We start from the raw sequence: 24,339 nt of genomic DNA on the forward strand, positions 1-24,339 counted from the left end.
GGAAGGCGCGCGATGGCGCGCTAGTGCGCCTCGTGGACCGCGCGACTGTCCCTTGGCGCCTGCGCGCGGTCGCTCATGCCATAATCTCTGATCACGCTGGCGACCCGCAGGCGGTAATTCTCAAAAATCCGGGCCCTACCCTTGGCCTGGGTCCGGCGGTGCTCGATCGTGTTGCGCCAGGCCTCCACCGCGGCCTCGTCGCGGAAGAACGACAGCGAGACGAACTTGCCCTTCTCGGTGATACTCTCGAAGCGCTCGACCGAGATGAAACCGTCGATCTCTTCCAGGAGCGGCTTCAACTCGGCAGCAAGGTCGAAATATTGCTGGCGGTGTTCCGGCTTGGGCCACACTTCGAAAATCACGGCGATCATGGCTGTCTCCTGGCGCATTTACGGATCGCCATTATAGCGTCACCTTGCGAAGAAATGTCCGTTCCTCCACCAGGATGAACTTGTTTTCCTCGGCGAAGTTGAAGTTCGCCATGCCCTCCTTGTCGCCACGCAGCCGCGCGCGATAGGCCTCGTAGGCGGCGAGGCTTTCGAACGAGATCAACGCAAATGCGATGTTGTTGGTGCCCTCGTGCGGCATCCAGTAGCCGATCAGGTCGCCGCCGCATCTCGGGATGATACCGAGCCAATTTCTGGAGTACTCCTCGAACATCGCGCGCTTGAACGGATCGAGCTGGTAGCGAATGAAGACGGTAACGGTCATCCTGTGTAAGCCTCCAATGCTTGCCGTCATTACGAGGCGCGATAGCGACGCAGCAATCCATACCTCCACGCTCGGCGCTGTGGATTGCTTCGCTTCGCTCGCAATGACGATCCATTTCCGACACTGACAATAGCCGCTTGTCCGACGCCAATGCTTCGGTTATCATCGAAGCATGAAAGCAGGACCTGACATCTCCGTGGTCGCCGCCCTGGTCGGCGATCCCGCCCGCGCCAACATGCTGACCGCGCTGATGACCGGTCGCGCGCTGACCGCGAGCGAACTCGCCCAGGAGGCCGGCATCACGCCGCAGACTGCAAGCTCGCATCTGTCGAAACTTGAAGCCGGCGGGCTCATCGAGCCGGAGAAACAGGGCCGTCACCGGTACTATCGCCTCACCGGTCCGGATGTCGCGGGCGTGCTGGAGGGGCTTGCAGGGCTTGCCGCGCGTGCCGGCCACATGCGGGTTCGCACCGGGCCGAAGGATCCGGCGCTCCGGCGGGCGCGCATCTGCTACGACCATCTCGCCGGCGATCTGGGCGTGCAGATGCTCGACAGCATGAAAAGGCAGAAGCTGATCCGCCAGACCAAGCAGACGATCGAGCTGACCGGCGAAGGCAGGCGCTTCATGGCCGATACACTGCAGATCGATGCGAACATGCTGGCGCATCCGCGCCGGCCGGTGTGCAAAGCCTGTCTCGACTGGAGCGAGCGGCGGCATCATCTCGCGGGCACGCTCGGCGCGGCCATGATGGCGCGCTTCACGGAGCTGAAATGGGCCGCGCGCGACGCCACGCCCGGCAGCCGCGTGGTCAACTTTTCGCGAACCGGCGAAAAGCGGTTTGCCGCGCTGTTCGGGCCCGGCGAATAAGCACGCGTTCGGTTCGGCCTCACGGCCGCTCTGCACGAATGCGCGATCTCGTTCCCGGAGCCTCCCATGAAACGTCGTCCTCTCATCACCGCGCTGCTCGGCGCCCTGCTCGTTTTCTCCCTGGCGCCCGTCTCTGCCGCCGAACGCGAACCCTACGGCATCGGGCTCGAAGGCTTTCCCTATCCCTACCCAGTCCAGATGCTGCCGCTGGTCAACGACGGCGAGCAACTCCGCATGGCCTATATGGATGTCGCACCCGCGCAGCCGAACGGCCGCACCGTGGTGCTGTTGCATGGGCGCAATTTCCCATCGAGCTACTGGGCACCCGTGATCAAGACACTGACCGGCGCGGGCTATCGCGTTGTCGTGCCGGACCAGGTCGGCTTCGGCAAATCCTCCAAACCGCAGGGCGATCTGCATTTCGACAACCTCGCGCGCAACACGGTGATGCTGCTCGATCATCTGCAGATCGCGAGCGCCGACATCGTTGCGCATTCGCTCGGCGGCATGCTCGCCGTGCGGATCGCGCGGGCCTATCCCGACCGCGTCAACCATCTGGTGCTGACCGCGCCGATCGGACTGGAGGACTACCGGCTCTACGTGCCGCCGACGCCGACCGAGAAGATCCTCGAGACCGAGGACAAGCTGACGGCGGAAGGTTATCGCAAGCAGCTCGAGACCAACTATGCGCTGAAGCTGCCGCCGGACCAGGTGACGCCGTTCATCGACGCGCGCTTCAACATCAAGGGGAGCGCTGAATATCCACGCTGGCTGCGCGCCTTCGTCGCCTCGGCGCAACTCATCTATCGCGAGCCCGTCGCGCACGAAATTCCATTGATTTCGCAACCGACGCTGTTCGTGATGGGCGCCGACGATCACAATGCTCCCGGACGGCCGAACGCGCCGGAAGCGCTGCGGCCGAAGATGGGGCAGAATGCCGACCTCGCCAAGGCGCTGGCCGCGAAGATGCCGAACGCTCGCGCCGAGGTGATCCCCAACACCGGGCATCTGGTGTTTCTGGAAGCGCCTGTGAAGTACGACGAATTGCTGTTGGGCTTCCTGGCATCGCGCTAGCGACCAACATGCACGCGGCACGTTCATATCAGGTTCAGCCGGCGGCACTATGGTGAGAGGACAACAGGCGCGGCTTCTGCAAGTATCCGGCCAATCGATTCGTCGTACGGAGTTTTTGCGGTGCCGCGCAGTGCGGCCCGGGATGATGGGAGAAGACATGAAGTATCTTTTTGCTGCAGCAGTTCTGGTTGCGACCTCCTTTGCCGGCTTGAGCGCGGCGAACGCTGCGGGCGGATGTGGTCCCGGCTGGCATCGCGGCCCCTACGGCGGATGCGTCAGGAACGGCGGCCCCGTCCTTGTCGCTCCAGGCGCAGTCGTCGTGCGTCCCGGCGCCGTCGTGGTCGCGCCCCGCGGACGCGTCTGCCCCTACGGCTTCGTCTGGCGCTACGGCCGTTGCCGCCCGATCTGATCGCTGCATGAGATGACAAGTAAAACCCCGCCTTGCGCGGGGTTTTTCTTTTAGCGCGTCCGCAGGCAACGGATCACCAGTAACGGTGCCGCCAGTGCCGCCGCCAATGGCGGTGACGCCAGCCCCAATGCCTGCGCCGCCAGCCCCAGTGGCGATGGCGCCAGCCCCAGTGGCGGTGGCCCCAGCCTCCGTGATGATGCCACCGCACTTGCTCCGGCTTCAAACGTTCGATCTCGTCACTTGACGTCACGGCGGGATGAGCATCCTCCGCAGCCGGCTGCCGCGCGTCTTCGTTGAGAGGATGCGGCGCGAGCGGCGCGGCTTGCGCACTTGCTGCGAAGGCCGCCGCGCCCGCGGCTACTCCGGCTGCGATCTTCAGAAAATCCCGGCGTTCCATGGCACTTTCCTCATTCTATAGCTCATGATGCACGGCAGATCTTGTCGCACTGGCCTGAACGCTTGCTGAACCGTCCGTTCACGTGCGTGGTGGAGCAATCACGCCGCCATCGGCAGTTCCGAAGCACCGAGGGTTCGCGCCGTTGCGCGGAAAAAGGACCGCAGGCTCACGCAACCGTCACATCGGCTGTGATATATCCGCCGTGGATCATGCTTCATCTGGGGATCACCGATGTTTGCCCGCCGCTTCGCCACCCTGCTCTCGGTCCTCTTGATGTCCGGCACGGCCCTGCCGGCCGCGGCGCAGGAGATCGCACTGCCGCGCGAGGCCCAGATCGGGCCGCGGCCGTTCTATCTCGTCGACAAGATGAAGGACGGACCGCTGAAACAGCAGCTGAGCCTGTGCACAGGCCCGTTCCACAAGAGCAACTTCTCGATCGGCCACCGCGGCGCCGCGCTGCAGTTTCCAGAACACAGCAGGGAAGCCTACATGGCGGCCGCCCGCATGGGTGCCGGCGTGATCGAATGTGACGTCACCTTCACCAAGGATCGCCAACTGGTCTGCCGCCACTCGCAATGCGACCTGCACACCACGACCAACATTCTGACAGTGCCAGATCTCGCCGCGAAGTGCTCGCAAGGTTTCAACCCGGCCGATCCCGCGACCGGCAGGAAGGCATCGGCGAAATGCTGCACGTCGGACATCACGCTCGCCGAATTCAAGCGGCTGACCGCGAAGATGGACGGTTTCAATCCGGCCGCGAAGACGCCGGAGGAATATCAGAACGGCACGCTGCGCTGGCGCACCGACCTCTACGCCAATTCCGGCACGCTGATGACCCATGACGAGAGCATCGCATTGATCAAGAGCCTCGGCGCCAAGTTCACGCCGGAACTGAAGGCACCGGAAGTGCCGATGCCGTTCGACGGCGACTACACCCAGGAGAAATACGCAACGCAAATGCTCGCCGCCTACAAGGCCGCCGGCATCCCCGCTAGCGACGTGTTCGCCCAGAGCTTCAATCTCGCCGACATCCTCTATTGGGTGAGGACCGAGCCCGATTTCGCCAAGCAGGCGGTCTTTCTCGAGGAACGCTATGAAAAGGAAGGCCTTGATCCCGACAAGCCAGAGACCTGGAAGCCCTCGATGGCGGAGCTGAAAGCCTCGGGCGTCGCGATCCTGGGACCCCCGATCTATGCGATGCTGACGCTGAACGACAAAGGCGAGATCGTCCCCTCGGCCTACGCCAAGGCCGCGAAGGAAGCCGGCCTCGATCTGATCGGCTGGTCGCTCGAGCGCGACGGTCCCCTCAACAAAGGCGGCGCCTTCTACCACAAATCGATCAAGGCAGCGATCGACCGCGACGGCGACACGCTGACGGTGCTTGACGTACTCGCAAACCAGGTCGGCGTCCGCGCGATGTTCTCGGACTGGCCGGCGACGACGACGTTCTATGCGAACTGCATGGGGATCAAGTAGAGGGTACTTGAGCGCACAACGATGCGTCGCCCCCGCGAAAAGCAGCCATCCATAACCACAGCCGTTTGCTGTGATGGAGAGCCGGGCTCCAGCGTCGCGCATCAATTCCCGCCGGTGGTCCCGGGTCGCGCTTCGCTTGCCCAGGACGACGTGGAGTTGGTTTCGCGATCGATAACCATCGTTGTCATTGCGAGCGAAGCGAAGCAATCCATGCCCCCGCTTGCTGAAGCATGGATTGCTTCATCGCTTCGCTCCTCGCAATGACAAGGTGAGATTCTCGGATTGTCAAACAGTGGATGCGCATCCGCGTTCTCGCGGCGCGATGCGCTCGAGTTGTGGGTCTCGTCTCACCCTCCATCCGGATAGAGGGCGCTGGGAAAGCCGGGTGCCGATCGCACCCATGGGCCCGGTGCAACAAAAAGCACCGGGGTAGGACCACAGGTGTAACCGGAAACAACCCGGCTTTCCCTGCGCGATGGTTTACGACTTACTTCGCGCTCTTCCCGGTGAGACCAGCTCTTTTGTCACCGTCATCAGCGAGCACTGTGCTGCTCACGAACTTGACACCTGCATCGGGGCGTCAGAACCACACGACTTCGCCGTCCGTGTCGCACGCGCTCGTCGTTTCGCGCGCCTCACGTCCACCGCATCCCACCGCAACGTTCGTGACGATCGCGAGCCGCCCCTCTTTCGGGTGAGACGGGCGGATTCATGGACTGAGTTGGGGTCTGTCGGGAAGCAGAATATTTTTGCCTGAAGGGCTGGACAGGTTTCTGACTGATTTGCCTGTCGGGTTGATTTGTCGCACACGGCGCAACCGGATTTGACTTGCGTCCGAAGCAAGTCAGCGACGTAGCCCGCATGAGCGGCACGACATGCGGACGACCTATGGTGCGCGGATGGAGTTGCCCCGGATATCGCTGCGTTCATCCGGACTATGCTTGCCGTGCTTAGCCGACCGTGCCTGAGGGCATCGACGCGCCGCCGGTCGCACCTCCGCACAACGCCGTCATACTTTATTCAAACAACGGATCGAACCTTCGGAACAGGAGCGAAGCGAGCTGGGTTGTCCTGGGTGGATCAAATCCATCGAACACAGGAACGAAAGCCATGGCAACACAAGTAAAGCCGATTCCCGACGGATACCACACCATCACGCCCTACATCGTCGTCGATGACGCCGAGAGGATCATCCGCTTCATGAAGGACGCATTCGGAGCGCAACCGGTTTTCGAGCCAATGATGCGGCCTGACGGCAAAGTCATGCATGCGGAGTTCAAAATCGGAACTTCCATCGTGATGATTGCCGACTCCTCGGAACGTGCAAAAGCCACATCCACGATGCTGTATCTCTACGTGCCCAACGTCGATGCGGTCTATCAAATGGCGCTCAAGGCCGGTGCCACGTCAGTGATGGAACCTATGGATCAATTCTATGGCGACCGCAGCGGCGGCGTGAAGGACCCGGCCGGCAACCACTGGCACATCGGTACACACATTGAGGACGTATCTCCGACCGAACTCAAGAAGCGCGCTGCTGAAATGATGAAGCAGCAGCACAAGGTGGCATAAGCGGGGATGCTGGGCCATCGTCGCCGCCTTCATTGCGAGCGAAGCGAAGCAATCCATTCATCCACTGTTGGAGACATGGATTGCTTCGTCGCTTCGCTTCTCGCAATGACGACTTCTCTGCTGGTCAGCCATGTAACCCACATGAGCGAAGCGACATGCGGGGCTGCTACGTTCCTATGGCCTTGCGTTAGCCAACCACGCGCGCGGCCGTGAGTCCGGAGCGGCCAACAGCAGACATCGGCCGCAGACGTTAGCACCGGCCTCGAGCGCGAAATCCGGCCTCGCGAGCCGGGAGGTCGAGCTGAAACCAGCCTACCGTGCGCAACTCGAAGGCAATCCGAGCCGGCATGAGCCCAGCGCGGTGAACTCCGGTTTGGACGCGTCCGAGAAAAAGATCAGAGCTGACGGCTACATGTTTCCCGATACCGCCGGCAGTTTCCCTGGCCGCGTTCGCCGAGTTCATCCTTGTGAAGGCAGGCCAATCGCAACTCGGCGCACATCTGGCCCCGTGACGGACGCTGGCATTCTTCGCGGAATCTGCGGCAATTGCCTTGGCCGCGCTCGCCGAGTTGGTCCTTCATTTCGCAAGCGAGGCGCAACTCCCTGCAGTCCTGCGCGAAGACAACATCGGTCAATCCAATCAGCAAGAACATTACTACCGGAATTGCACGCATGGCTTTCAATTCCCGGGTGAAATCTGGGCCTTTAGCTCGCCCAGCACGAATGGGTCACGCGGATACACAGAAGAGTTCGGCGTCAGGCGCCGGAAAATGGACATCTGAGCTGCGCCATATTGGCGCAGCGTGAGAATCCTTCATTGCCTTCAGGCTGGGATCGCCTCACTGACCGGGCTCAGAGGGGCCCAGCACCAATGTCTGTAGGAGGTCAACAGCCGTCATTCTGACCCGTTCGCCAGATGTCTGCTCATTCCCTGACGGCGGCGGAGAACGAGACTTCCTCCAACCGCTGCCTTGGGCCATAGGCGAAATTGCGCTGCTCACTCGATCACCTCGTCAGCGCGGGTGATAAGCGTCGGCGGCATCTCGATGCCCAACGCGCTCGCCGTTTTGAGATTGACCGCCAGAAACAGGTGCGTCGGAAATTCGATCGGCAAATCCCCCGGAGCGGTTCCGTGCAGGATCCTGTCCACGAAGTAGGCACCTCTATGGTAGCACCAACGCAAATCGACACCGTAGCTGACAAGTCCGCCGGCGACGACATGCTCGCGATAGCCGTGGACTGTCGGAAGCCGGTTCTCTAGGGCCAACATGGCAATCTGCCTACTGTTCGCCAACAGCATTGAGGTTTGCAGCACGATGACGACGTCAACGCGTTCGTCGCTTAGATAGCGTACTGCCCCGTCGAGGTCGTCCGGTCGATTGGCATCGGCCGAGACGGTCGCGATCTTCGCGGCTCGCGCCGAAGCTTCCACCTCGATCGCCTGAGCAGGAGCCTTGGGATCCTTCGAATTGGTAAGAAGTCCCACTTTGCTCACGCCGGGCACGATCTCGCGAGCAAAATCGATCTGCTTTGAGGGCAGCCCCGCAACATAGGGATTCACGCCGGTGACATTGCCCCCGGGTCGGGCATCGCTGGCTATCAAACCCAAATGAACGGCGTCCGCGAGCGCCGGCGAGACGATTGGAATCGTCGATGTAAGTTTTTTGGCCGCAACCGCGTAGATAACCGCGGCGGCGAGGATGACGTCTGGCTTCAATCGGATCACTTCTTCGGTGAGCGCAGGCACCCGTTCCTGATAGCCATCGGTAAATCGATAGAGCATCTTCAAGTTGTGCCCTTCGGCATAACCCCGCTCTCGCATTCCGCGCAAAAAATTCTCGATGAAGGATGCGTTTAACTGCTGTGAGGTTCCGACCCAGGCGACGGTGGGCCCCTTGGACGAAGTTTGCGCCAGCGCCGCGAGTGGCCACGCAGCAGCGATACCAAGTGCCGTGATGAAATCGCGCCGTTGCATCTGACCCGCCCAAAAGGTGGTCCACGCGTTGTACAAACTACAGCAACCTCGAACGTTCGAAAAGGGACACGGTTCAGCGCAGGCAAGGTTCAATGCCGCTTTGGGCCGTTCGCGACCGATGCAGCCGATCGTTGCAGACGAGCTGATTTGGTTACGGCAGGCCCCATTGCCCAAAGCATGATCCGGAAAAGTCTAGCGGTTTTCCCTCGCGACAAACGCGTAGCGTTTGCGCGGAGATCATGCGCAAACAACAAGCTAAAGCGCGATGATGATTCATCCTGATCTCATCGCGCTTTAGCGGGTTTCGCGGCCTCGTGCCTGCTTTGGGGGTCCGACAGCAGACCTCATTCGATGATGTCGGCACTTACGCTAACAGACGGCGGTATAGTCAGCCCCAGCGCTCTGGCCGTTTTCATATTGATAGCGAAGTCAAGGCGCGTCGGACCCTGGAACGGCAGCTCGCCAGCCGGCGTGCCACCGAGAATGCGCTCCACGTAACCGGCTGCTTGTTGGGCAAGCTCTCTAAGGTTGGGGCCATAGCTCATCAGCAAGCCTCGTTCGGCATTGTCCCGGGAGCTTCCAATCGTCGGCAATCCAGCTTTTACTGCAAGCGCGCCGAGCTTTTCGCTGTCGCGATTTAGCTCTGGGGTAGGCACGATCACGAGGGCCTCCACGCCATGACTGCGCATCGCGTCAAATGCGGCCGCATACTCGTTTGGGCTTTCGACCCAGATTTCGACCAGTTCCAATCCGGCCTCGGCAGCAGACTTTCGCAAGGGCGACAAGCCCGGCTCCACGACCTTGCGATGATTTGATATCACCGCAATTCGATGCACTGAAGGCAGGGCCTCATGAAGCAAGGACAGACGCTTGACCTCAAGTTGCGGGGCGATCAGGCAAACGCCAGTGACGTTGCCGCCCGGGTGCGCCCAACTCTCGGCGACGCCAGCGCGTACCGGGTCCACACCCATTGGAGCGGCGACAATCGGAATTGTGCGCGTCGCCGCACGGGCCGCATGAATTGCCCAATCAGATGTGGCGATAATGGCATCGGGCTTATCGCCGACCATGGCTGTCGCCAGCTCGGGCATTTGCGCCTCGGTCCCGACGCGAACATCAACAACCAGATTGCGGCCTTCGACAAAGCCGCGCGTCGCCAGGTAGGGCAGCATGACAGACTGCGCAACGCCCCCGTCGACAAGCGCGAGCACACCCAAGCGCCAGACACGTTCCGCAGCTTCTGCGTAACCCGGCAAAAGCACCACCAACACAGCGCAAACGAGCGCAGCCCGCCTCATCTTGAACGCTCCTCTGTGGCACAGCTCCCAAATTATCATTCCCCGCAAGAAATGTCCGCATGGGGACCCGGAATGGACATCGCGGGTGGCGACGACTGCCAGCGCCAACAGGTTTGGCAGTCGTCAAGGGTGATGCTAAGAAGGCTCGACCGATTTATCGGCATCGCGGCGCCGCGCCGCGACGGCTGCTTCCACGCCAGAGCAGATCATTCCAAACTGACGAGAAACTGAGACGAGAGGAGCAAGCGTCAGCATCAGGAGGGCAGGCAGCGGCCGGTCTTTGTCGAACTATGTCAAGCCGGGTGCCGCCAGCCCGGAACGCACCGCAATATAATGTTTCCGGAGCGATCTCAGCTGCTCAGCCGAAAAAGCAGCAGCAGGCTCGTTCGCAACCGCAATAACGGCGGCCCGACACACAGAGGCCGTTGAAGCGAGGCTCACATGGATAGCGCATCCTCGTCACGCCGGACCTCGGCCTATTTTGAAAGTCTGACGCGAGCCGGCCGACAAATCAAGGCGGCGGCCAGGTGGGCGGCGTTCGCGCTCGTCGCCGCGCTCGTTGCTGCAAGTTTGAACGCCGCGCTTGGAGATATGCCGGCCGCACGAAGCTTTTCGCAACCGGGCCTGCAGCGGATCGGCGACTATCTACGTCATGAGGTCGCGATCAGCAAAATTCCGGGCGCGATCCTGTTGATCCAGCAGCACGGAAAGCCCGTCTATTACGAAAAATTCGGCCTGCGCGACGTCGCAACCAAGGCGCCGATGACGGATGACACCATCTTTCGGTTCTATTCGATGTCGAAGCCGATCACATCGGTTGCCGCTCTGATGCTGGTCGACGACGGCAAGCTGTCACTCGATGACCCCCTCTCCAAATACATTCCGGCCTTTGCCGACGTAAAGGTCGGCGTAGAAAAGCCCGACGAGACCGGAAAGCCAGTGTTTACGCTGGAACCGCTCAAGCGCCCGATCACCATACTCGATCTGATGCGACAGACTTCCGGCATCACCTACGGGTTTTACGGCGACGGCCCCGTGCAAAAACTCTACCGGCAGGCCGACCTTTACAGCGGCGATTTTGACAACGCCGAGTTCGCTGCGCGCCTGGCAAACCTGCCGCTCGCCGTGCAGCCGGGCACGACGTGGACCTATAGCCATTCCGTCGATGTGCTCGGGAGGGTGATCGAGGTGGCTTCGGGAAAATCGCTGTTTCAGTTCGAGAAGGAACGGCTGCTGGATCCTCTTGGCATGAGCCATACCGCGTTTTTTGTCGCGGACGAGGCGAAGCGCCCGCTCGTTGCCCAGTTCCTGCCGAATGATCTGATAGACCCGCCCATCGCCGGAATCAGGGACCCGATGGTGCGTAGGCGCTGGGAATCCGGCGGCGCCGGGATGGTAGGGACGATCGGCGACTACGCGCGCTTTTTGCAGATGCTTCTGAACGGCGGCACGCTTGACGGACGACGCTATCTGAAGCCGGAGACGGTGGCCCTGATGACGTCGGACCAAATCGGCCCCGGGAGCGGAATCGCACCCGCCGACATCTATTTTCTGGCAGTCCACGCCGGATTCGGATTGGGCGTTGCCGTGCTCACATCGCCGCAACCGAAGAGACCGTGGCCGCCAGGCGTATATGGATGGGATGGCGTGGCGGGCGCCTTTTTCTTTGTTGACCCGGCCGACGATCTGTTCGTGCTCTGCATGATGCAGTCACCCTCGCAGCGCGGTCGGATCGAGACGGAGTTGGCGCCCCTGATTTTCGATGCGATGGTGAGATAGGCTGCCAAAGCTTGATCGACTACAGGGACCTGTCGCGATTGCCGTCAGTCCTATGCACCATCGAACGGACCTCGATGAGACCTGTCGGCACTTCGCTGTTGGGCCACTGACGAAACGGCTCTCACAACGGCAGATTGTCGTGCTTCTTCGCGGGAATCTCGACCTTCTTGTCCTTCAGCATCGCAAGCGCCCTTGCGATCCGCCGGCGGGTGGAGTGCGGCATGATGACGTCGTCGATATAGCCGCGCTCGGCGGCGATGAAGGGGGAGAGGAAGCGGTCCTCGTATTCCTTGGTGCGCGCGGCGATCTTGTCGGGATCGCCGATGTCGCTGCGGAAGATGATTTCCACCGCGCCCTTCGCGCCCATCACTGCGATCTGCGCGGTCGGCCAGGCGTAGTTCATGTCGGCGCCGATCTCCTTTGAGGCCATGACGTCGAATGCGCCGCCATAGGCCTTGCGGGTGATGACGGTGACAAGTGGCACCGTGCACTGCGAATAGGCGAACAACAGCTTGGCGCCGTGCTTGATCAGGCCGCCATATTCCTGGCTCGTGCCCGGCAGGAAGCCCGGCACGTCGACGAAGGTGACGATCGGGATGTTGAAGGCGTCGCAGAAGCGTACGAAGCGCGCCGCTTTGCGCGACGCATCCGAGTCGAGCACGCCCGCCAGCACCATCGGCTGGTTGGCGACGAAGCCGACGGTGCGGCCGGCGATGCGGCCGAAGCCGGTGACGATGTTCCGGGCGAAGGTCTCGGAGATCTCGAAGAAGTCGCCCTCGTCCACGACCTTGAGGATCAGCTCCTTCATGTCGTAGGGCTTGTTCGGATTGTCGGGGATCAGCGTATCAAGCGAATTGTCGACGCGCTCGATCGAATCGAAGCTCGGCCATTCCGGCACGCCGTCGCTGTTGTTCGACGGCAGGAAGTCGATCAGCCGGCGCATCTGCAACAGCGCGTCGACGTCGTTCTCGAATGCGCCGTCCGCGATCGATGAACGCGTCGCATGCACGGAGGCGCCGCCGAGCTCCTCGGCGGTGACGACCTCGTTGGTGACGGTCTTCACCACATCGGGGCCGGTGACGAACATATAGCTCGTGTTCTTCACCATGAAGATGAAGTCGGTCATCGCGGGCGAATAAACGTCGCCGCCGGCGCAGGGGCCCATGATGACGGAGATCTGCGGGATCACGCCCGAGGCGATGACGTTGCGGCGGAACACGTAGGAATAGCCCGCGAGCGCGGCGACGCCCTCCTGGATGCGCGCGCCGCCGGCGTCATAGAGGCCGATGATCGGCGCCCTCGCCTTCATCGCCATGTCCTGCAACTTCGTGATCTTCAGCGCATGGGTTTCGGAGAGCGAGCCGCCGAACACCGTGAAATCCTTGGCGAAGACAAACGTCTTGCGGCCGTTGACCGTGCCCCAGCCGGTGACCACGCCGTCGCCCGGTATCTTGGTCTTGTCCATGCCGAATTCGGTCGAGCGGTGCTCGACGAACATGTCGAATTCCTCGAACGAGCCCTTGTCCAGCAACAGCTCGATGCGCTCCCGCGCGGTCAATTTTCCGCGCGCGTGCTGCGCCTCGATGCGCTTTTCGCCACCGCCAAGTTTGGCGCCGGCACGCCGTGCTTCGAGGGTATCGAGGATATCTTTCATTTGCTTTCGCCCGTATTAGCTACCGCATCAAGGATTGGCCGGGTTCTAACACGGCATTTTCCGAACCGGAAACCGGGTTATGGGTGGCCCGGACGGCAAGAACGGTAGGATTTTCTGACCCCTGGGGGATGCTCCGATGAACGAAACGACCACACTGGAGACCGGCGCTCCGACCGGCGGGGTGCGCACGCTGCTGCGGCTCGAGGGCCTCGTGCTGTTCCTCGGAATGACCGTGCTCTATGCCGTCTGGGAGGGGTCGTGGCTGGTCTATGTCCTGCTCTTCCTGGTGCCGGACCTGAGCTTTGCCGCCTACCTTGCCGGACCCCGCGTCGGCGCGATCGTCTACAACGCCGCCCACGCCTATCTCGCACCGGTCGCGCTGATGACGCTCGGATTCGCCACGTCCTCGCCGCTGGTGCTGTCGATCGCGATGATCTGGCTCGCCCATATCGGCATCGACCGCGCGCTCGGCTACGGACTGAAATATCAGGCCGGTTTCGGCTTCACTCATCTGGGGCATATCGGGAGGCAGAAATTGACAGGCTGACGGGCGCTTGCTGTAGTCGCGCCCCAACGGGCGATGCAACTCCATCAAATCAGGAGGAGCCGATGCTGACAGACTGGCGAGTTGCCGCGACGGCCGCGATCTTTTGCGGCGTGCTCTTCGCCTGTATCGAGACCAGCGCACAGTCGGTCCCGAAGGAGATCGCGGCGCGCACCGAGATCTACGCCATCCCCTCGCTGACGATCTCGGACCAGCAATTCCTGACCGGCGATGCCAACGGCAAGCAGGTGACAGTCGCGGGCGAATTCCGCATCGCGCAAGGGATCGGCAAGCTGCCGGTCGTCGTGCTGATGCACGGCTCGAGCGGCGTCGGCGGCAACACGGACGCCTGGGTGCACCAGTTCAACAGCATGGGAATTTCCACCTTCGTGATCGACGGCTTTTCCGGCCGCGGCCTGACCGCGACCGGACCGAACCAGGCCCTGCTCGGCCGGCTCAATCTCATCGTCGACATCTACCGATCGCTCGACATCCTCGCCAAGCATCCGCGCGTCGATCCCGAACGCATCGTGCTGATGGGTTTCTCGCGCGGCGGCCAGGCGACGCTCTATGCGAGCCTCGACCGCTTCAACAAGCTCTGGAACAGATCGGGCGTCCAGTTCGCGGCCTATATCCCGTTCTATCCGGATTGCTCGACGAGCTACGCCACCGACACCGAAGTCGCGGCGCGCCCGATCCGGATCTTCCACGGCACGCCCGACGACTATAATCCCGTCGCAAGCTGCAAGGCCTTCGTCGCGCGGTTACTGGACGCCAAGCGCGACGTGGCGCTTACCGAATACCCCGACTCCGCGCACGGCTTCGATGCCGGCCTGATCGGCAACGACAAGGTCGTGGAATCCACGGGATCGCAGACCGTGCGCCACTGCACCATCAAGGAGGGTGAAGGCGGCGTGCTGATGAACGCCGCAACCCAGACGCCCTTCAGCTACAAGGACTCCTGCGTCGAAGTCAGCCCGCATGTCGGCGGCAATCCGACCACCGCGCTCGAGGCCCGCAAGGCCGTGAGCGATTTCCTGCAGTCGCTGTTCAAGCTGGGATAGCAGCGTCGATGCACAATCGTAGAACCTGTCATTGCGAGCGAGCAATCCACGCCGCCATGCGCGGATAGGTGGATTGCTTCGTCGCTTCAGCGCAAAATTGCTTCGCAATTTTGTCGCGAGCTCCTCGCAATGACGGCCGATATGAACTTCCCTACTTCTCCCCGACCTTGAACGGTTCCTCCTTGCCTGATGGCACGGTCTCTTCCGCCATCGCCAGCATCATCGCGACCATCACGTAATTGCCGGCGACCGCCGTGAGATCGACGATCTGCTGATCGTTGAACACCTTCTTCGCCCGTGCATAGGTGTCGTCCGACACCTTCTTGGTCGTGGTGAGCTCGGTGACGAAGTCGTACACGACGGCCTCGTCCTCGGCCATTTTCGACGGACGGTTCCCGGCCTTCAGCTCGGCGATGATGTCGGCGGACAAGCCGGCCTTGGCGGCGAGCGGCGCATGCGCGAACCACTCGACCTGCGAGCGCCATTGCCGCCCGATGATCAGGATCGCGAACTCGTTCAGCCTGGTCGGCACAGAAGTCTGCCAGCGCAGGTAATAGAACAGATCGTACAGCCGCTGGCCGAGCACGGGGCTGCGGATCATCGGATTGTAGGGACCGCCAAGCCCGACACTCGACACTTTCATGATCTGCTCGCCGAGCGGCTTCTGCTGCTCGTTGAGCTGGTCCATGGTGAGCTGTGGAAAGCGCGGCTCCTTGCTGGTCGCCGGCGCGGCAAACATCGTCGCCGCGAACCAGCCCCCGGCGGCGGCAAGCGTGAGCGACGAGAGCCAGACTGACGCCGAATGCATGATTTCCTCCGTTCTTGGTTTTATCTTGGGAATGCTAGTCGACCCCTGCGTCGCCCGCCAGCCGCGGCCTGCGCAGGTCAGCCCGTCACATCGCGACGATGTCGGTGAGGCATTGCTGCGTCACCGTCATCCGTGCGTCGATCTGCTCGTTGGTCCTGCAATCCATGTTCATCGCGAACACGGTGACCGCGCTGCCCTTCTCGACCCAGCCGACCAGCCAGCCCAGCGAACCGTGCTCGCGGTCGGTCAATCCGGACTTGGCGCGAATGGTGGCGTCGCCAACCTTCGTGACGGGGAGAATATCACGCACCAGCTCCTGGCTGCGTGTGCCGATCGGCAGCACGCCGCGGCGCAGCCGGTCGAGGAAATCGACCTGCTGGATCGGATCGATGCGAAGATTTCCGGTCAGCCAGAACTGATCGATGCCGCCGCCAATGTCGCGATTGCCGTACTCGAGCAAGTCGACATATTTCTGCATCCGCTCCTGTCCGATCCGGCGGGCGATCTCCTGATAGACCGGCACCGCGGAGACCGCGATCGCCGAGCGCAGCGTGTGATCCTTGTTCCAGGCCTCGACGCTGCGCGTCACGCCGTCCCATTTGAACACGTCCTTGTCGGGGTCCTGGACGACGCCGGTTTCGAGCGCGATCAGGGAGTTTGCGATCTTGAAGGTCGAAGCCGGAAGCCTGTCCTCGCCGGAGCGGACCTTGTCGCTTGCAATGATCAGGTAGTCATCGACCTTGTAGCCGACGAAGGTGCCCTCGGTGCTGAGGTCGAAGAATCGCTTGGCGAGGCCGTCGCGAAACTCGCTGCGCTGGAAGGAGACATTGGCGAAACTGCGGTACGGCAGGATGCTCGCAGCGGCGAAGAGACCGAGCGCAAGACGGCGATTGATCACGACGGGGACCTGGATTGGTTCGAGAAGCGGGAGCAACGTTGGTGATGCCATCGTGGTGAAAGCATGGCAACAAGGCTGAAGCCGGTGCCCACGGCGCGATGCGATCGGGCCGAAAATCGGCATTGCGCTTTGGGCCTCGTTTGAGCGTGACCTCCGCGCAAACGCTTCGCCTTTTGTCGCGAGGGAAACCGCTACGCGCTTTTCCGGATCATGCTTAGCGCACCCTGCCCGATAGCCGCAGCACGAAGATCAGGACTTCGGCGACCGCCTTGTAGAGCTCGGCCGGGATCTCATCGCCGAGCTCGACATTGGCGAGCGCGCCGGCCAGGACCTCGTTCTCCTCGATGGGAATGTCGTTCTCTCTGGCGATCTCGATGATCCTGGCGCCGATGACGCCCTTGCCCTTGGCGACGACGCGGGGCGCGCCGGAGTGGTCGTAATGCAGCGCGACCGCGAGCTGGTTCCTGGTGTCGCTCATAGCGCGCGGTCCAGGAAATGCCCGGCCCGGGCGGGCGCTCCTTGCGGCGGCTCGCCATCGCGGATGTCGATCTCGCCGGGCACGAGCTCGGCCTGGGCCAGCGCCCGGCTCAATTGCGAGGCGCCGGCGCGTAGCTGCGCGGCGGTCCCTGGCCGCTCGGCCCACATGCGCACCGATGTGCGTTCGCCGCTCAGCGAGACCAGCGCATGGACCGGGCCGGCCGGCTCGACATCGAGCGTGAACCGCGCCTTCCACACCCTTTTGGCGGCCTCGACCTCTTGTTCGCCGCCGTCGCGGGAAATCTCGAACTGGGCCATCGCCGTGCCCTGCGGCGTCAGAAATGGAATCTCGAAATTCCAGCGCGGCGTCGTGGTGTCGACCTGTGGCGTTGCGGTGTCGATGCGATCGGGGAGCGAAGCGACCTGCAGAAGCGTCTGCCGCGCCAGCGCCGCATCGGTGTTCTCGAGCAGATGATGCGCGGCAGTGGCGAGCGTTGCGCCGGGACCGATGGATGGCTGCGCGATCGCTTGCGCCGCCGGCGGCGCGCCGCGAAACGGCGGTGGCGGCGTATTGGCGTGCGCGATGTCGCCGGGCGGGATGTCCCTTGCCGGACGCGCGGAATTGCCGGACTCCCGCAGTGCCTGCTGTATCAGATTGAGCGCGCCGCCACGTGACGGGACGCCATCGAGCGTCTCAGCGAGCGCGCCGGCAAGGCCTGGGCCGACAGCATCTGGATCGCCGGTAACAGCCAGGCGCGATTGCGGCAGCGGGATATCCTGCGTCTCGAGATCTGGGGCGCCCGTCGGGACGACGCTCGGTGCCGCCGCGGACAGCGTCCTGGTCGCGTCGGTCGCGCCGAGCGAGGATTGCAGCGCCTGGCGCAACACGATCAGCGCGGCCTTCAGATCGGGCACGGCGCCGTTGGACTGCACGACACCCGACGCCAGCGAGGCCTCCAACAGCAGTCCGGATCTCTGGAACGCCGCCTTGATGTCGTCGCCGCCGAGATTGTGATCGAGGCTCGTCTGCTGCGCCAGCACCTGCGCGATCGCAGCCTGCAGCCTTGGCGGCAGATTGTTCGATGCTATCGCGGCGAGATTGGCAAACAGCGTGCCCTGGCCGCCTTGCACCGTGGCCGCGCTCTGCGCCGCAGCCGTGACCACGCCGCGCTCCAGCGGCGTCAGCACGGCCTTGGGCGACGTCGCATTCGCCTCGGAATTTGCCGCGACGTCGGCTGCGGCATCCGCCGACAGCGTCACCAGATCGCTCGACGCTGCGGCTTGCCCGACCAGTTGCAGACGGATGCCGTCCTCCGTGTGCGAGACCGCAAGTTGAAGTGTTTGCCCCTGCTGCAAGGGCACCTCGGACTGGACGTCGATCGACAGGCTCGCGATCGCGATCCGCACCAGGTCGGCGGACAGGATCTTCAGCACCTGCGCATTGACGACGCTGCCCGCCTGCAGCACGAGTTCGGACGCGACGCTGCCCGTCTCCTGGGTGGCAGGCACCGGCAGCACGGGATTGATCGATATCGGCATGTCAGAGGTCTCGGCCAGGTCGCAGGCCCACGAAGCGATGTTTCGTGATCCCGCCCTCTTATTGGAGCAACCCGGCTTCCACTCTTCCGGATATGCTCGACGCTAGCCCAGCGTCCTAAACCTCTCGTTAACCGACCACGGACTTCTGAACCTTCAGAATGCTCGCAGCGGCCTTGAAATCGACCAGCCGGGCAGCCCGGCGCGACATAACCTCCTCGTCGGCACCCCATGTGTCGATGTTCCAGTCCTCGTCGACATGCGCGGCCGCCCAGATTTGGTCTTCGTCGCGAAAGCCATGCGCGAGCGCAAGCGCCAGCAGTGCCGAACCCGTTAGCGTCGTCACCACATGCAGCGCCGCGACCGACCACGGATCGTGCGGAAATGCCGCGCGGGCGGCCTTGATCGCAGCCCCGGGCTGGCCGACATGCGTGATCCCCTCGGCGAGGATGAAATGAGCTCCGAGCGTGTCGGCTGCCCAGAACAGAATGGGGTCCCAATGCGTCGCCTCGCGGGCGACCAGCGCCTCGGGATGGCCGGCACGATAGAACAGCATGTCGCTGCCGAGGAATTTCGCAGCGTCGTCGGCCACGGCATCGACGCGATCGATCACGCCCTCGACGACGCTGTTGGCAAAACGCGTCAACGGCATGGTCAGGGGCTCGATGGTCTCGCCTTGCGCGTTCCATTCCGTGGCAATCGCGTCCGCGGTGGCGCGCGCCGGCACGACCACTGGCTTGCCTGACGGCGAACGGATCGGCCGGCCGTCGAGCGTGATCGAAAAGCCGCCGCCGGCATCGGCAACGCTGGCACGTTCATAGAAGCGCTTGCGCAGCGGCGCGCGCGTCTGGCGCCGCACTGCTTCCTGCGGATCGGGCGGGGATTGTCCTGCGATTTCATCGAATAATTCGCGCATCGCGCGGCCGGCTTTCGTTCTCTGGTATTTGCCGCAAGATATGTCAGGGACCGCGGCAAATAAAGCTGATGCGACGGATCAAGGTGCTTGCGGGCCTTTCGCTGGTCATGGCCATCCTCGACGCGGCCATGCTTCAGTCCCGCAAATTGGCGCAGGAGCGCGCATAGGTCGCGCGATCGGACTGGTTCAACCCAAGCGCTGCGCCTTCATCCAGGCATCTCGACATGCGGTCGCCAAATGAGTTGCGTCTGGAGGAGCGGACGTTCGGATGCGCCGAACGGGGCCCATCGATCTTGGGAACCGGAGGCACTTCGATCCTGGGTGGCGGCGGCGGCGCCGGCGGCGGCGGGTTGTAGAGCGAACCGCCCGGCGGGAAGAGTTGCGCGAACGCCCCGCCCCCGCTCAAGGCGACGATCAGCACGCAGGTGGGAAACAGAGATCGCAGCATGCCCAATATGTCGTTACGGAGCGACCGATCCGCAAGCCAAATACCTGCTCACCCACTGACGACCCGCGTCCTGCCTCCGTCACGGCCTCTGATAGATCACGCGCCCGGCGCGGATCGTGTAGGCGACCTTGGCGAGGTTGCGGACATCGGCCATGGGATCGCCGTCGAGCACGACCAGGTCGGCGTCGAGCCCCTGCTCCACCCGTCCCTTTTTCACAGCCTTGAAATACCGCGCGGGATTGGTCGTCAGAGAGGCCAGCACCTGGCGCTCCGACAACGCACGGTGCATGAGCTCGTATTCCTGCGACGTATCGTACTGCTTCGTGAAGCCGACATCGGTCCCGAACAGTACGGGCCCGCCGTTCTCCGAAAATTGCCTGACCTGGTTCACGGTCACGTCAACTAGTCGAGCGGTCACGTTGGGATCGAGGACGACGGTCGTGAAGAGCGCCAGCGTCGGAATCAACGCAATGCCCTGCGCCTTGAATCGCGCGAGCTGCTCTGCCGTATATCCGCTTTCAGAGGGCGTGGTATGCGCGAGCACATCGACGCCGGCTGCGATCACCGTCTCCACACCGGTCTTGTTCTGCGGATGGGCGAATACCGGCTTGCCTTGCGCATGCGCCACGTCGACCGCCGCCTTGGCAATCGCCGGGTCCATGTTGATGACCGGCTTGTCGCCCATGAACGCACCGGTAAACAGCTTGATGCCGTCTTCGCCCATTCCAAGATAAACGCGCGCGAGCTGCGCCGCTTCATCGGGCGTCGTGACTTCGGGGAGCTGCACCTCACGGGGCACATAGACGGGGTGGCCGCCTTTGGGAAACATGTTGCCGGCGACGCGAATGTTCGGCCCCGGCACTTCGCCGGAATCGACGCGGCGGCGCAGCGGCAGGGTGTCGGCAGGATCCGAGCCGAGATCCCACACCGTGGTGAAGCCCCAGCGCGTCAGCATGTCCTGCATGTGTTGCGTGAGCGGCGCAGCCGGTGCATTGGCAGCGTTGCGCCAGGCGGCCTCCGTGAAATGGACATGGCTGTTCCAGAAGCCGGCAACGATCGTCTTGCCGGCGCAGTCGATCACGCGTGCGTCGTGCGGGACCTGGACCTGATTTGAGTTGCCGACGGCCGTGATGACGCCATCGGTCGCCACGACGACGGCATCCGCCACCGAAGCCGCCTCCGGCGCGGCATAGAGTGTGCCTCCCTTGAGCACGAGCGTATCGGCGTGGGCGGCAGCGTTGAAGCCGACGATCGAACAGAGAAATCCAAGCAGAAGCGTGATGCGGAGCGACGTTGCGGTCATGCACAAATCCCATCGATCATTGCCAGTATCGCCATGAGCCAGCCGCGGCGGACGATAGCGCATCGCCATGACCTCGCTTTGATCGTTCTTGCTCTGCCCGCTCAGGCACCGGCACGTCCGGGTCACTCCTCCGGCGCGTTCTCGATCGGGTCGAAACGGTCGGCCTCGAGCCCGAGCAGGTTCCAGGATTGCAGCATATGCGGCGGCAACGGCGCTGTCGCATCGATCACGCCGCCGCGCGGATGCGGGATCACGATGCGGCGGGCGAGCAGATGCAGGCGGTTCTGCAGACCGCCGGGCAACTCCCAGTTCTCCTTGTTGAAGTATTTGGGATCGCCGACGATCGCGTGATCGATATGCGCCATGTGCGCGCGCAATTGGTGCGTCCGCCCGGTGACCGGCTTGAGCGACACCCAGGCGAGCTTCTGCGCCGAGGTCTCGACCACGGCGTAGTAGGTCACCGCGTGGCTTGCACCCTCATCGCCATGCGCCGCGATCCGCATGATGGTGTCGTCCTCGCCCTCCTCCTTGGCAAGATAGGTCGAGATGCGGCCCTGCTTCGGCTTCGGAACGCCCGCGACCAGCGCCCAATAGATCTTGCGCGCGGAGCGATGGCGGAACGCGCCGGTCAGATGCGTCGCGGCAAAGCGTGTCTTGGCGACCAGGAGGCAGCCCGAGGTCTCCCTGTCGAGGCGATGCACCAGCCGCGGCTTCTGCCCCTTGGCGTCGCGCATCACCTCCAGCATCTGGTCGACATGGCGCGTCATACCGGAGCCGCCCTGCACGGCCAGGCCTGCGGGCTTGTTCAGCACCAGCACGTCGGCGTCCTCGTAAAGCGTCATGTCCTTCAGCGCCTGCAGCGTCCTCGTGGCGGCTTCCGAGAGCACGCCGACCGCCTTCGGCGAGTCGAGCCGCAGCGGCGGGATGCGCACGCTCTGCCCCTCCTCCAGCCGGTCCTTGGAGTCGGCGCGCTTGCCGTTCACTCGCAACTCGCCTTTGCGGACGATCCGCTGAATGTGGGAGAACGACAGCCCGGGAAACCGCGCCTCGAGGAAACGGTCGACACGCATGTTGTTCTCGTCGGCCGTCACCACGACGGTCTGCACCTTGGTCGGCAGCGGCAACCCGTCGGCAACCTTTGCCGGCGCTGACATGACGGGCTCGGGCCGCTCGCGCAATTCACGCCGTGGCTCGGCGAAGCGTTGCGGCTTGCCGTCCGCGCGATGCGCCGGCGGGCGATTGCCCTTCTTGCGATCGTCCGGCTTGCGGCTGCGATGCCCGGATCCGCTCTTGGCGCGGTCGCCCGGCGATGTTGTCCTCTTGATGCGACGGCTCATGGCGGTTTTTCGGCTCCGGATCCGCATTGTGCCTAGCGCAAATGCCGCGAATCGTCACGGCGGAATCGCTACAAATCCTGCGCGACATCGGCCATGTTGGCCCAAGCACGCGGGCAACCGGCGGGGAATTTTCTCATGAGACTTGCAAGATCGGCTTTGGCGGCGGCGGCGGTGATGATCGCAAGCTCGGCGCTCGCGCAGCAGAGCCCGATGCCCGACGATCTGGCCTGGAAGCTGTTGGAACTTGGCCGCGTGGTCGATCCGCCGAGAACGGCCCCGCTCTACGCGCCGCTGCAGCAGAAAGAGCCGTATGAAGGCGTGAAGGTGGAGCGGGACGTCAAATACGGCCCCGCCGATCGGCACCTGCTCGACGTCTTCACGCCAGCGACCAGCTCATCCGCGCGGCCGGTGCTGATCTACATCCATGGCGGCGGTCTCGTCGCCGGCAGCAAGCGCGCCCCGGGCAGCCCGTTCTACGACAACATCATGCTGTGGGCAGTGAAGAACGGCTTTGTCGGCGTCAACGCCACCTATCGTCTGGCGCCCGCCTTTCCATGGCCGGCCGGCGCCGAAGACATGGGCGCGATCGTCGAGTGGGTGTCGGAGAAGATCGGCGCGCGCGGCGGCGATCCCGCCCGGGTCTTCCTGATGGGCCAGTCGGCCGGCGCGATCCACGTCGCAAGCTATGTCTCTCACCCAGAATTTCACAAGGTGAAGGGCGGCGGCCTGGCCGGGGCGATCATGATATCAGGCATCTATGATCTGACGGCGTCACCGGCGGGCGACGCCGAACTCGCCTATTTCGGCTCCGATCCGTCGCGCTACGCCGAACGCTCCTCGCTGCAAGGGCTTCTCGCGAGCCCGATCCCGCTGATGGTCACCGCTGCCGAGCTCGACCCGCCGCGCTTCGTCGAGCAATTCGAACTGGTGAAACGCGCGGCCTGCAAGCGGCTGAGCGGCTGCACGCGCACGTTCATGCTCCCCCAGCACAGCCACATGTCGGAGGTCTATTCGATCAACACGTCGGATACGCGCCTGACCGATGAAATGTTGGACTTCGTGAAGACCGGGAAGTAGGCCGGCAGGTCAGAACAGCCGCACCTGAACGGCAGTGCTGGCAAGCTTCGGCGAGCTGGCATCGACCACCTTCTGAACCTGCGGGAATTTCGCGCGCAATACTTTCTCGACTTCGTTGCGCAGCGCGGAATCATTCTCGGCCGACACGAATGCAACAGTGCCGGACGGCAGGCGACTCGCGTCGTTGAGTTCGGTGAAGTCGGTAAAGACCGCGTTGGCGCTATAGCCCCTTTGCAGCAGATAGTCCTGCATCTGCATCGCCAGATCCCTGCGGTCCACCATGTAGAGCACGACGACGACCTTGCTCTTGTTGGCATCGATCTGCTGCTTTTCGGCTGGCGTCGCGGCTGCGCTCGCGCCCTTCTCCAGCACGTTGACCCGCTTGCGCAGCGCCTCGAGCTGCCCCCTCACATCGGCGCCCTGCTCGCCGACATCGGCCTTGATCTGCTGGGTCTGCGTCTGCAGCTGTTCCCGGACCAGGCTGATCTCGGTGCCTCCGGGCAGCTTCACCGCGAGATTGAGAACGGTCGGTGCGACACACAGCAGGGCTGCAATCAGAAGTACGATCGCGTTGCTGTTGGGGACGTTCGGATTGTTGAAGATCCCGCGCGCCAATGCTCCGATCAGGCTGAGGCCGGCCAAAAGCGGCACCACGACGATGGCAGCGGTCAACCAGGCGTTATCCACGCGATGCCCCCTGAGGTTGCCGATATGT

Annotated in this window: 25 protein-coding genes; 10 read left to right on the forward strand and 15 right to left on the reverse strand. The window is 63.1% G+C overall.

What is annotated here, in order from left to right:
* Window positions 1-20: 20 nt before the first annotated feature.
* On the reverse strand, window positions 21-371 hold the full coding sequence (locus JQ553_RS05150) for an antibiotic biosynthesis monooxygenase (RefSeq protein ID WP_212498847.1): 351 nt from the start codon (window positions 369-371) through the stop codon (window positions 21-23).
* 31 nt (window positions 372-402) lie between these two features.
* Window positions 403-711, reverse strand: coding sequence for an NIPSNAP family protein (locus JQ553_RS05155; protein WP_212498848.1), 309 nt, complete (start codon window positions 709-711; stop codon window positions 403-405).
* Between the two features lie 172 nt (window positions 712-883).
* On the opposite strand from JQ553_RS05155, the gene JQ553_RS05160 reads away from it, so the two are divergent.
* The 3 genes from JQ553_RS05160 to JQ553_RS05170 all read left to right on the forward strand — a co-directional run bounded on the left by JQ553_RS05160 (window position 884) and on the right by JQ553_RS05170 (window position 3,062).
* Complete coding sequence (locus JQ553_RS05160) at window positions 884-1,579, forward strand: helix-turn-helix transcriptional regulator (RefSeq protein ID WP_212498849.1); 696 nt, start codon at window positions 884-886, stop codon at window positions 1,577-1,579.
* A gap of 66 nt (window positions 1,580-1,645) precedes the next feature.
* Window positions 1,646-2,653, forward strand: a complete 1,008-nt coding sequence (locus tag JQ553_RS05165) for an alpha/beta fold hydrolase (RefSeq protein ID WP_212498850.1) — start codon at window positions 1,646-1,648, stop codon at window positions 2,651-2,653.
* 157 nt (window positions 2,654-2,810) lie between these two features.
* Window positions 2,811-3,062, forward strand: a complete 252-nt coding sequence (locus JQ553_RS05170) for a GCG_CRPN prefix-to-repeats domain-containing protein (RefSeq protein WP_212498851.1) — start codon at window positions 2,811-2,813, stop codon at window positions 3,060-3,062.
* 73 nt (window positions 3,063-3,135) lie between these two features.
* On the opposite strand, the gene JQ553_RS05175 is transcribed toward JQ553_RS05170, so the two are convergent.
* Complete coding sequence (locus JQ553_RS05175) at window positions 3,136-3,459, reverse strand: twin-arginine translocation signal domain-containing protein (RefSeq protein ID WP_212498852.1); 324 nt, start codon at window positions 3,457-3,459, stop codon at window positions 3,136-3,138.
* A gap of 231 nt (window positions 3,460-3,690) precedes the next feature.
* Here JQ553_RS05175 and JQ553_RS05180 point away from each other — a divergent pair, with 231 nt between their 5' ends.
* The 3 genes from JQ553_RS05180 to JQ553_RS05190 all read left to right on the forward strand — a co-directional run bounded on the left by JQ553_RS05180 (window position 3,691) and on the right by JQ553_RS05190 (window position 7,292).
* Window positions 3,691-4,938 (forward strand): glycerophosphodiester phosphodiesterase family protein, encoded by a 1,248-nt coding sequence (locus JQ553_RS05180; protein WP_212498853.1) that lies wholly within the window; start codon window positions 3,691-3,693, stop codon window positions 4,936-4,938.
* Between the two features lie 960 nt (window positions 4,939-5,898).
* Window positions 5,899-6,510, forward strand: a complete 612-nt coding sequence (locus tag JQ553_RS05185) for a VOC family protein (protein WP_312015089.1) — start codon at window positions 5,899-5,901, stop codon at window positions 6,508-6,510.
* Between the two features lie 551 nt (window positions 6,511-7,061).
* Complete coding sequence (locus tag JQ553_RS05190) at window positions 7,062-7,292, forward strand: hypothetical protein (RefSeq protein ID WP_212498854.1); 231 nt, start codon at window positions 7,062-7,064, stop codon at window positions 7,290-7,292.
* 215 nt (window positions 7,293-7,507) lie between these two features.
* On the opposite strand, the gene JQ553_RS05195 is transcribed toward JQ553_RS05190, so the two are convergent.
* A complete protein-coding gene (locus JQ553_RS05195; protein ID WP_212498855.1) occupies window positions 7,508-8,485 on the reverse strand; it encodes an ABC transporter substrate-binding protein in 978 nt (325 codons plus the stop codon).
* 344 nt (window positions 8,486-8,829) lie between these two features.
* A complete protein-coding gene (locus tag JQ553_RS05200; protein WP_212498856.1) occupies window positions 8,830-9,783 on the reverse strand; it encodes an ABC transporter substrate-binding protein in 954 nt (317 codons plus the stop codon).
* Between the two features lie 441 nt (window positions 9,784-10,224).
* Between JQ553_RS05200 and JQ553_RS05205 the strand changes: the two genes are divergently transcribed.
* Complete coding sequence (locus JQ553_RS05205; protein WP_212498857.1) at window positions 10,225-11,562, forward strand: serine hydrolase; 1,338 nt, start codon at window positions 10,225-10,227, stop codon at window positions 11,560-11,562.
* A 121-nt stretch (window positions 11,563-11,683) separates the two neighbouring features.
* Here JQ553_RS05205 and JQ553_RS05210 read toward each other — a convergent pair whose 3' ends face one another.
* Entirely contained in the window at window positions 11,684-13,216 is a 1,533-nt protein-coding gene (locus JQ553_RS05210) for an acyl-CoA carboxylase subunit beta (RefSeq protein WP_212498858.1), read from the reverse strand.
* 136 nt (window positions 13,217-13,352) lie between these two features.
* Here JQ553_RS05210 and JQ553_RS05215 point away from each other — a divergent pair, with 136 nt between their 5' ends.
* Together JQ553_RS05215 and JQ553_RS05220 are read left to right on the forward strand one after the other, a co-directional pair.
* Complete coding sequence (locus tag JQ553_RS05215) at window positions 13,353-13,763, forward strand: DUF4260 domain-containing protein (RefSeq protein WP_212498859.1); 411 nt, start codon at window positions 13,353-13,355, stop codon at window positions 13,761-13,763.
* A 62-nt stretch (window positions 13,764-13,825) separates the two neighbouring features.
* Window positions 13,826-14,824, forward strand: coding sequence for a dienelactone hydrolase family protein (locus JQ553_RS05220; protein ID WP_212498860.1), 999 nt, complete (start codon window positions 13,826-13,828; stop codon window positions 14,822-14,824).
* A gap of 151 nt (window positions 14,825-14,975) precedes the next feature.
* On the opposite strand, the gene JQ553_RS05225 is transcribed toward JQ553_RS05220, so the two are convergent.
* The 8 genes from JQ553_RS05225 to JQ553_RS05260 form a co-directional block, all read right to left on the reverse strand.
* The gene (locus tag JQ553_RS05225) at window positions 14,976-15,632 is read right to left on the reverse strand and encodes a carboxymuconolactone decarboxylase family protein (RefSeq protein ID WP_212498861.1); all 657 of its coding nucleotides are present in this window, start codon (window positions 15,630-15,632) and stop codon (window positions 14,976-14,978) included.
* A gap of 85 nt (window positions 15,633-15,717) precedes the next feature.
* On the reverse strand, window positions 15,718-16,530 hold the full coding sequence (gene blaOXA, locus JQ553_RS05230) for a class D beta-lactamase (protein WP_212498862.1): 813 nt from the start codon (window positions 16,528-16,530) through the stop codon (window positions 15,718-15,720).
* A gap of 214 nt (window positions 16,531-16,744) precedes the next feature.
* A complete protein-coding gene (locus tag JQ553_RS05235; protein ID WP_212498863.1) occupies window positions 16,745-17,008 on the reverse strand; it encodes an EscU/YscU/HrcU family type III secretion system export apparatus switch protein in 264 nt (87 codons plus the stop codon).
* Window positions 17,005-18,546, reverse strand: a complete 1,542-nt coding sequence (locus JQ553_RS05240; RefSeq protein WP_212498864.1) for a flagellar hook-length control protein FliK — start codon at window positions 18,544-18,546, stop codon at window positions 17,005-17,007. Before JQ553_RS05240 ends, JQ553_RS05235 begins: the two co-directional genes overlap by 4 nt.
* A gap of 127 nt (window positions 18,547-18,673) precedes the next feature.
* Window positions 18,674-19,459 carry an ATP12 family chaperone protein gene (locus tag JQ553_RS05245; RefSeq protein ID WP_212498865.1) on the reverse strand — a complete coding sequence of 262 codons (786 nt, stop codon included), beginning with the start codon at window positions 19,457-19,459 and terminating at the stop codon, window positions 18,674-18,676.
* A gap of 133 nt (window positions 19,460-19,592) precedes the next feature.
* Complete coding sequence (locus tag JQ553_RS05250; protein WP_212498866.1) at window positions 19,593-19,907, reverse strand: hypothetical protein; 315 nt, start codon at window positions 19,905-19,907, stop codon at window positions 19,593-19,595.
* Window positions 19,908-19,986: 79 nt separating this feature from the next.
* Window positions 19,987-21,210: an amidohydrolase family protein gene (locus JQ553_RS05255; RefSeq protein ID WP_212498867.1), complete on the reverse strand. Its 1,224-nt coding sequence runs from the start codon at window positions 21,208-21,210 to the stop codon at window positions 19,987-19,989.
* Between the two features lie 122 nt (window positions 21,211-21,332).
* On the reverse strand, window positions 21,333-22,547 hold the full coding sequence (locus JQ553_RS05260) for an RluA family pseudouridine synthase (protein ID WP_249143992.1): 1,215 nt from the start codon (window positions 22,545-22,547) through the stop codon (window positions 21,333-21,335).
* Window positions 22,548-22,682: 135 nt separating this feature from the next.
* Between JQ553_RS05260 and JQ553_RS05265 the strand changes: the two genes are divergently transcribed.
* Window positions 22,683-23,624, forward strand: a complete 942-nt coding sequence (locus JQ553_RS05265) for an alpha/beta hydrolase (RefSeq protein ID WP_212498869.1) — start codon at window positions 22,683-22,685, stop codon at window positions 23,622-23,624.
* A 9-nt stretch (window positions 23,625-23,633) separates the two neighbouring features.
* Here JQ553_RS05265 and JQ553_RS05270 read toward each other — a convergent pair whose 3' ends face one another.
* Window positions 23,634-24,311 (reverse strand): hypothetical protein, encoded by a 678-nt coding sequence (locus tag JQ553_RS05270; RefSeq protein WP_212498870.1) that lies wholly within the window; start codon window positions 24,309-24,311, stop codon window positions 23,634-23,636.
* Between the last annotated feature and the right edge of the window lie 28 nt (window positions 24,312-24,339).

The organism is Bradyrhizobium lablabi, assembly GCF_018131005.1.
GTDB lineage: Bacteria > Pseudomonadota > Alphaproteobacteria > Rhizobiales > Xanthobacteraceae > Bradyrhizobium > Bradyrhizobium lablabi_D.

Bases quoted from the DNA above. Each gene is read 5' to 3' on its own strand.
- JQ553_RS05150 (WP_212498847.1), bottom strand. From the start codon at position 371: ATGATCGCCGTGATTTTCGAAGTGTGGCCCAAGCCGGAACACCGCCAG.
- JQ553_RS05155 (WP_212498848.1), bottom strand. From the start codon at position 711: ATGACCGTTACCGTCTTCATTCGCTACCAGCTCGATCCGTTCAAGCGC.
- JQ553_RS05160 (WP_212498849.1), top strand. From the start codon at position 884: ATGAAAGCAGGACCTGACATCTCCGTGGTCGCCGCCCTGGTCGGCGAT.
- JQ553_RS05165 (WP_212498850.1), top strand. From the start codon at position 1,646: ATGAAACGTCGTCCTCTCATCACCGCGCTGCTCGGCGCCCTGCTCGTT.
- JQ553_RS05170 (WP_212498851.1), top strand. From the start codon at position 2,811: ATGAAGTATCTTTTTGCTGCAGCAGTTCTGGTTGCGACCTCCTTTGCC.
- JQ553_RS05175 (WP_212498852.1), bottom strand. From the start codon at position 3,459: ATGGAACGCCGGGATTTTCTGAAGATCGCAGCCGGAGTAGCCGCGGGC.
- JQ553_RS05180 (WP_212498853.1), top strand. From the start codon at position 3,691: ATGTTTGCCCGCCGCTTCGCCACCCTGCTCTCGGTCCTCTTGATGTCC.
- JQ553_RS05195 (WP_212498855.1), bottom strand. From the start codon at position 8,485: ATGCAACGGCGCGATTTCATCACGGCACTTGGTATCGCTGCTGCGTGG.
- JQ553_RS05200 (WP_212498856.1), bottom strand. From the start codon at position 9,783: ATGAGGCGGGCTGCGCTCGTTTGCGCTGTGTTGGTGGTGCTTTTGCCG.
- JQ553_RS05205 (WP_212498857.1), top strand. From the start codon at position 10,225: ATGGATAGCGCATCCTCGTCACGCCGGACCTCGGCCTATTTTGAAAGT.
- JQ553_RS05210 (WP_212498858.1), bottom strand. From the start codon at position 13,216: ATGAAAGATATCCTCGATACCCTCGAAGCACGGCGTGCCGGCGCCAAA.
- JQ553_RS05215 (WP_212498859.1), top strand. From the start codon at position 13,353: ATGAACGAAACGACCACACTGGAGACCGGCGCTCCGACCGGCGGGGTG.
- JQ553_RS05220 (WP_212498860.1), top strand. From the start codon at position 13,826: ATGCTGACAGACTGGCGAGTTGCCGCGACGGCCGCGATCTTTTGCGGC.
- JQ553_RS05225 (WP_212498861.1), bottom strand. From the start codon at position 15,632: ATGCATTCGGCGTCAGTCTGGCTCTCGTCGCTCACGCTTGCCGCCGCC.
- JQ553_RS05235 (WP_212498863.1), bottom strand. From the start codon at position 17,008: ATGAGCGACACCAGGAACCAGCTCGCGGTCGCGCTGCATTACGACCAC.
- JQ553_RS05240 (WP_212498864.1), bottom strand. From the start codon at position 18,546: ATGCCGATATCGATCAATCCCGTGCTGCCGGTGCCTGCCACCCAGGAG.
- JQ553_RS05245 (WP_212498865.1), bottom strand. From the start codon at position 19,459: ATGCGCGAATTATTCGATGAAATCGCAGGACAATCCCCGCCCGATCCG.
- JQ553_RS05250 (WP_212498866.1), bottom strand. From the start codon at position 19,907: ATGCTGCGATCTCTGTTTCCCACCTGCGTGCTGATCGTCGCCTTGAGC.
- JQ553_RS05255 (WP_212498867.1), bottom strand. From the start codon at position 21,210: ATGACCGCAACGTCGCTCCGCATCACGCTTCTGCTTGGATTTCTCTGT.
- JQ553_RS05260 (WP_249143992.1), bottom strand. From the start codon at position 22,547: ATGAGCCGTCGCATCAAGAGGACAACATCGCCGGGCGACCGCGCCAAG.
- JQ553_RS05265 (WP_212498869.1), top strand. From the start codon at position 22,683: ATGAGACTTGCAAGATCGGCTTTGGCGGCGGCGGCGGTGATGATCGCA.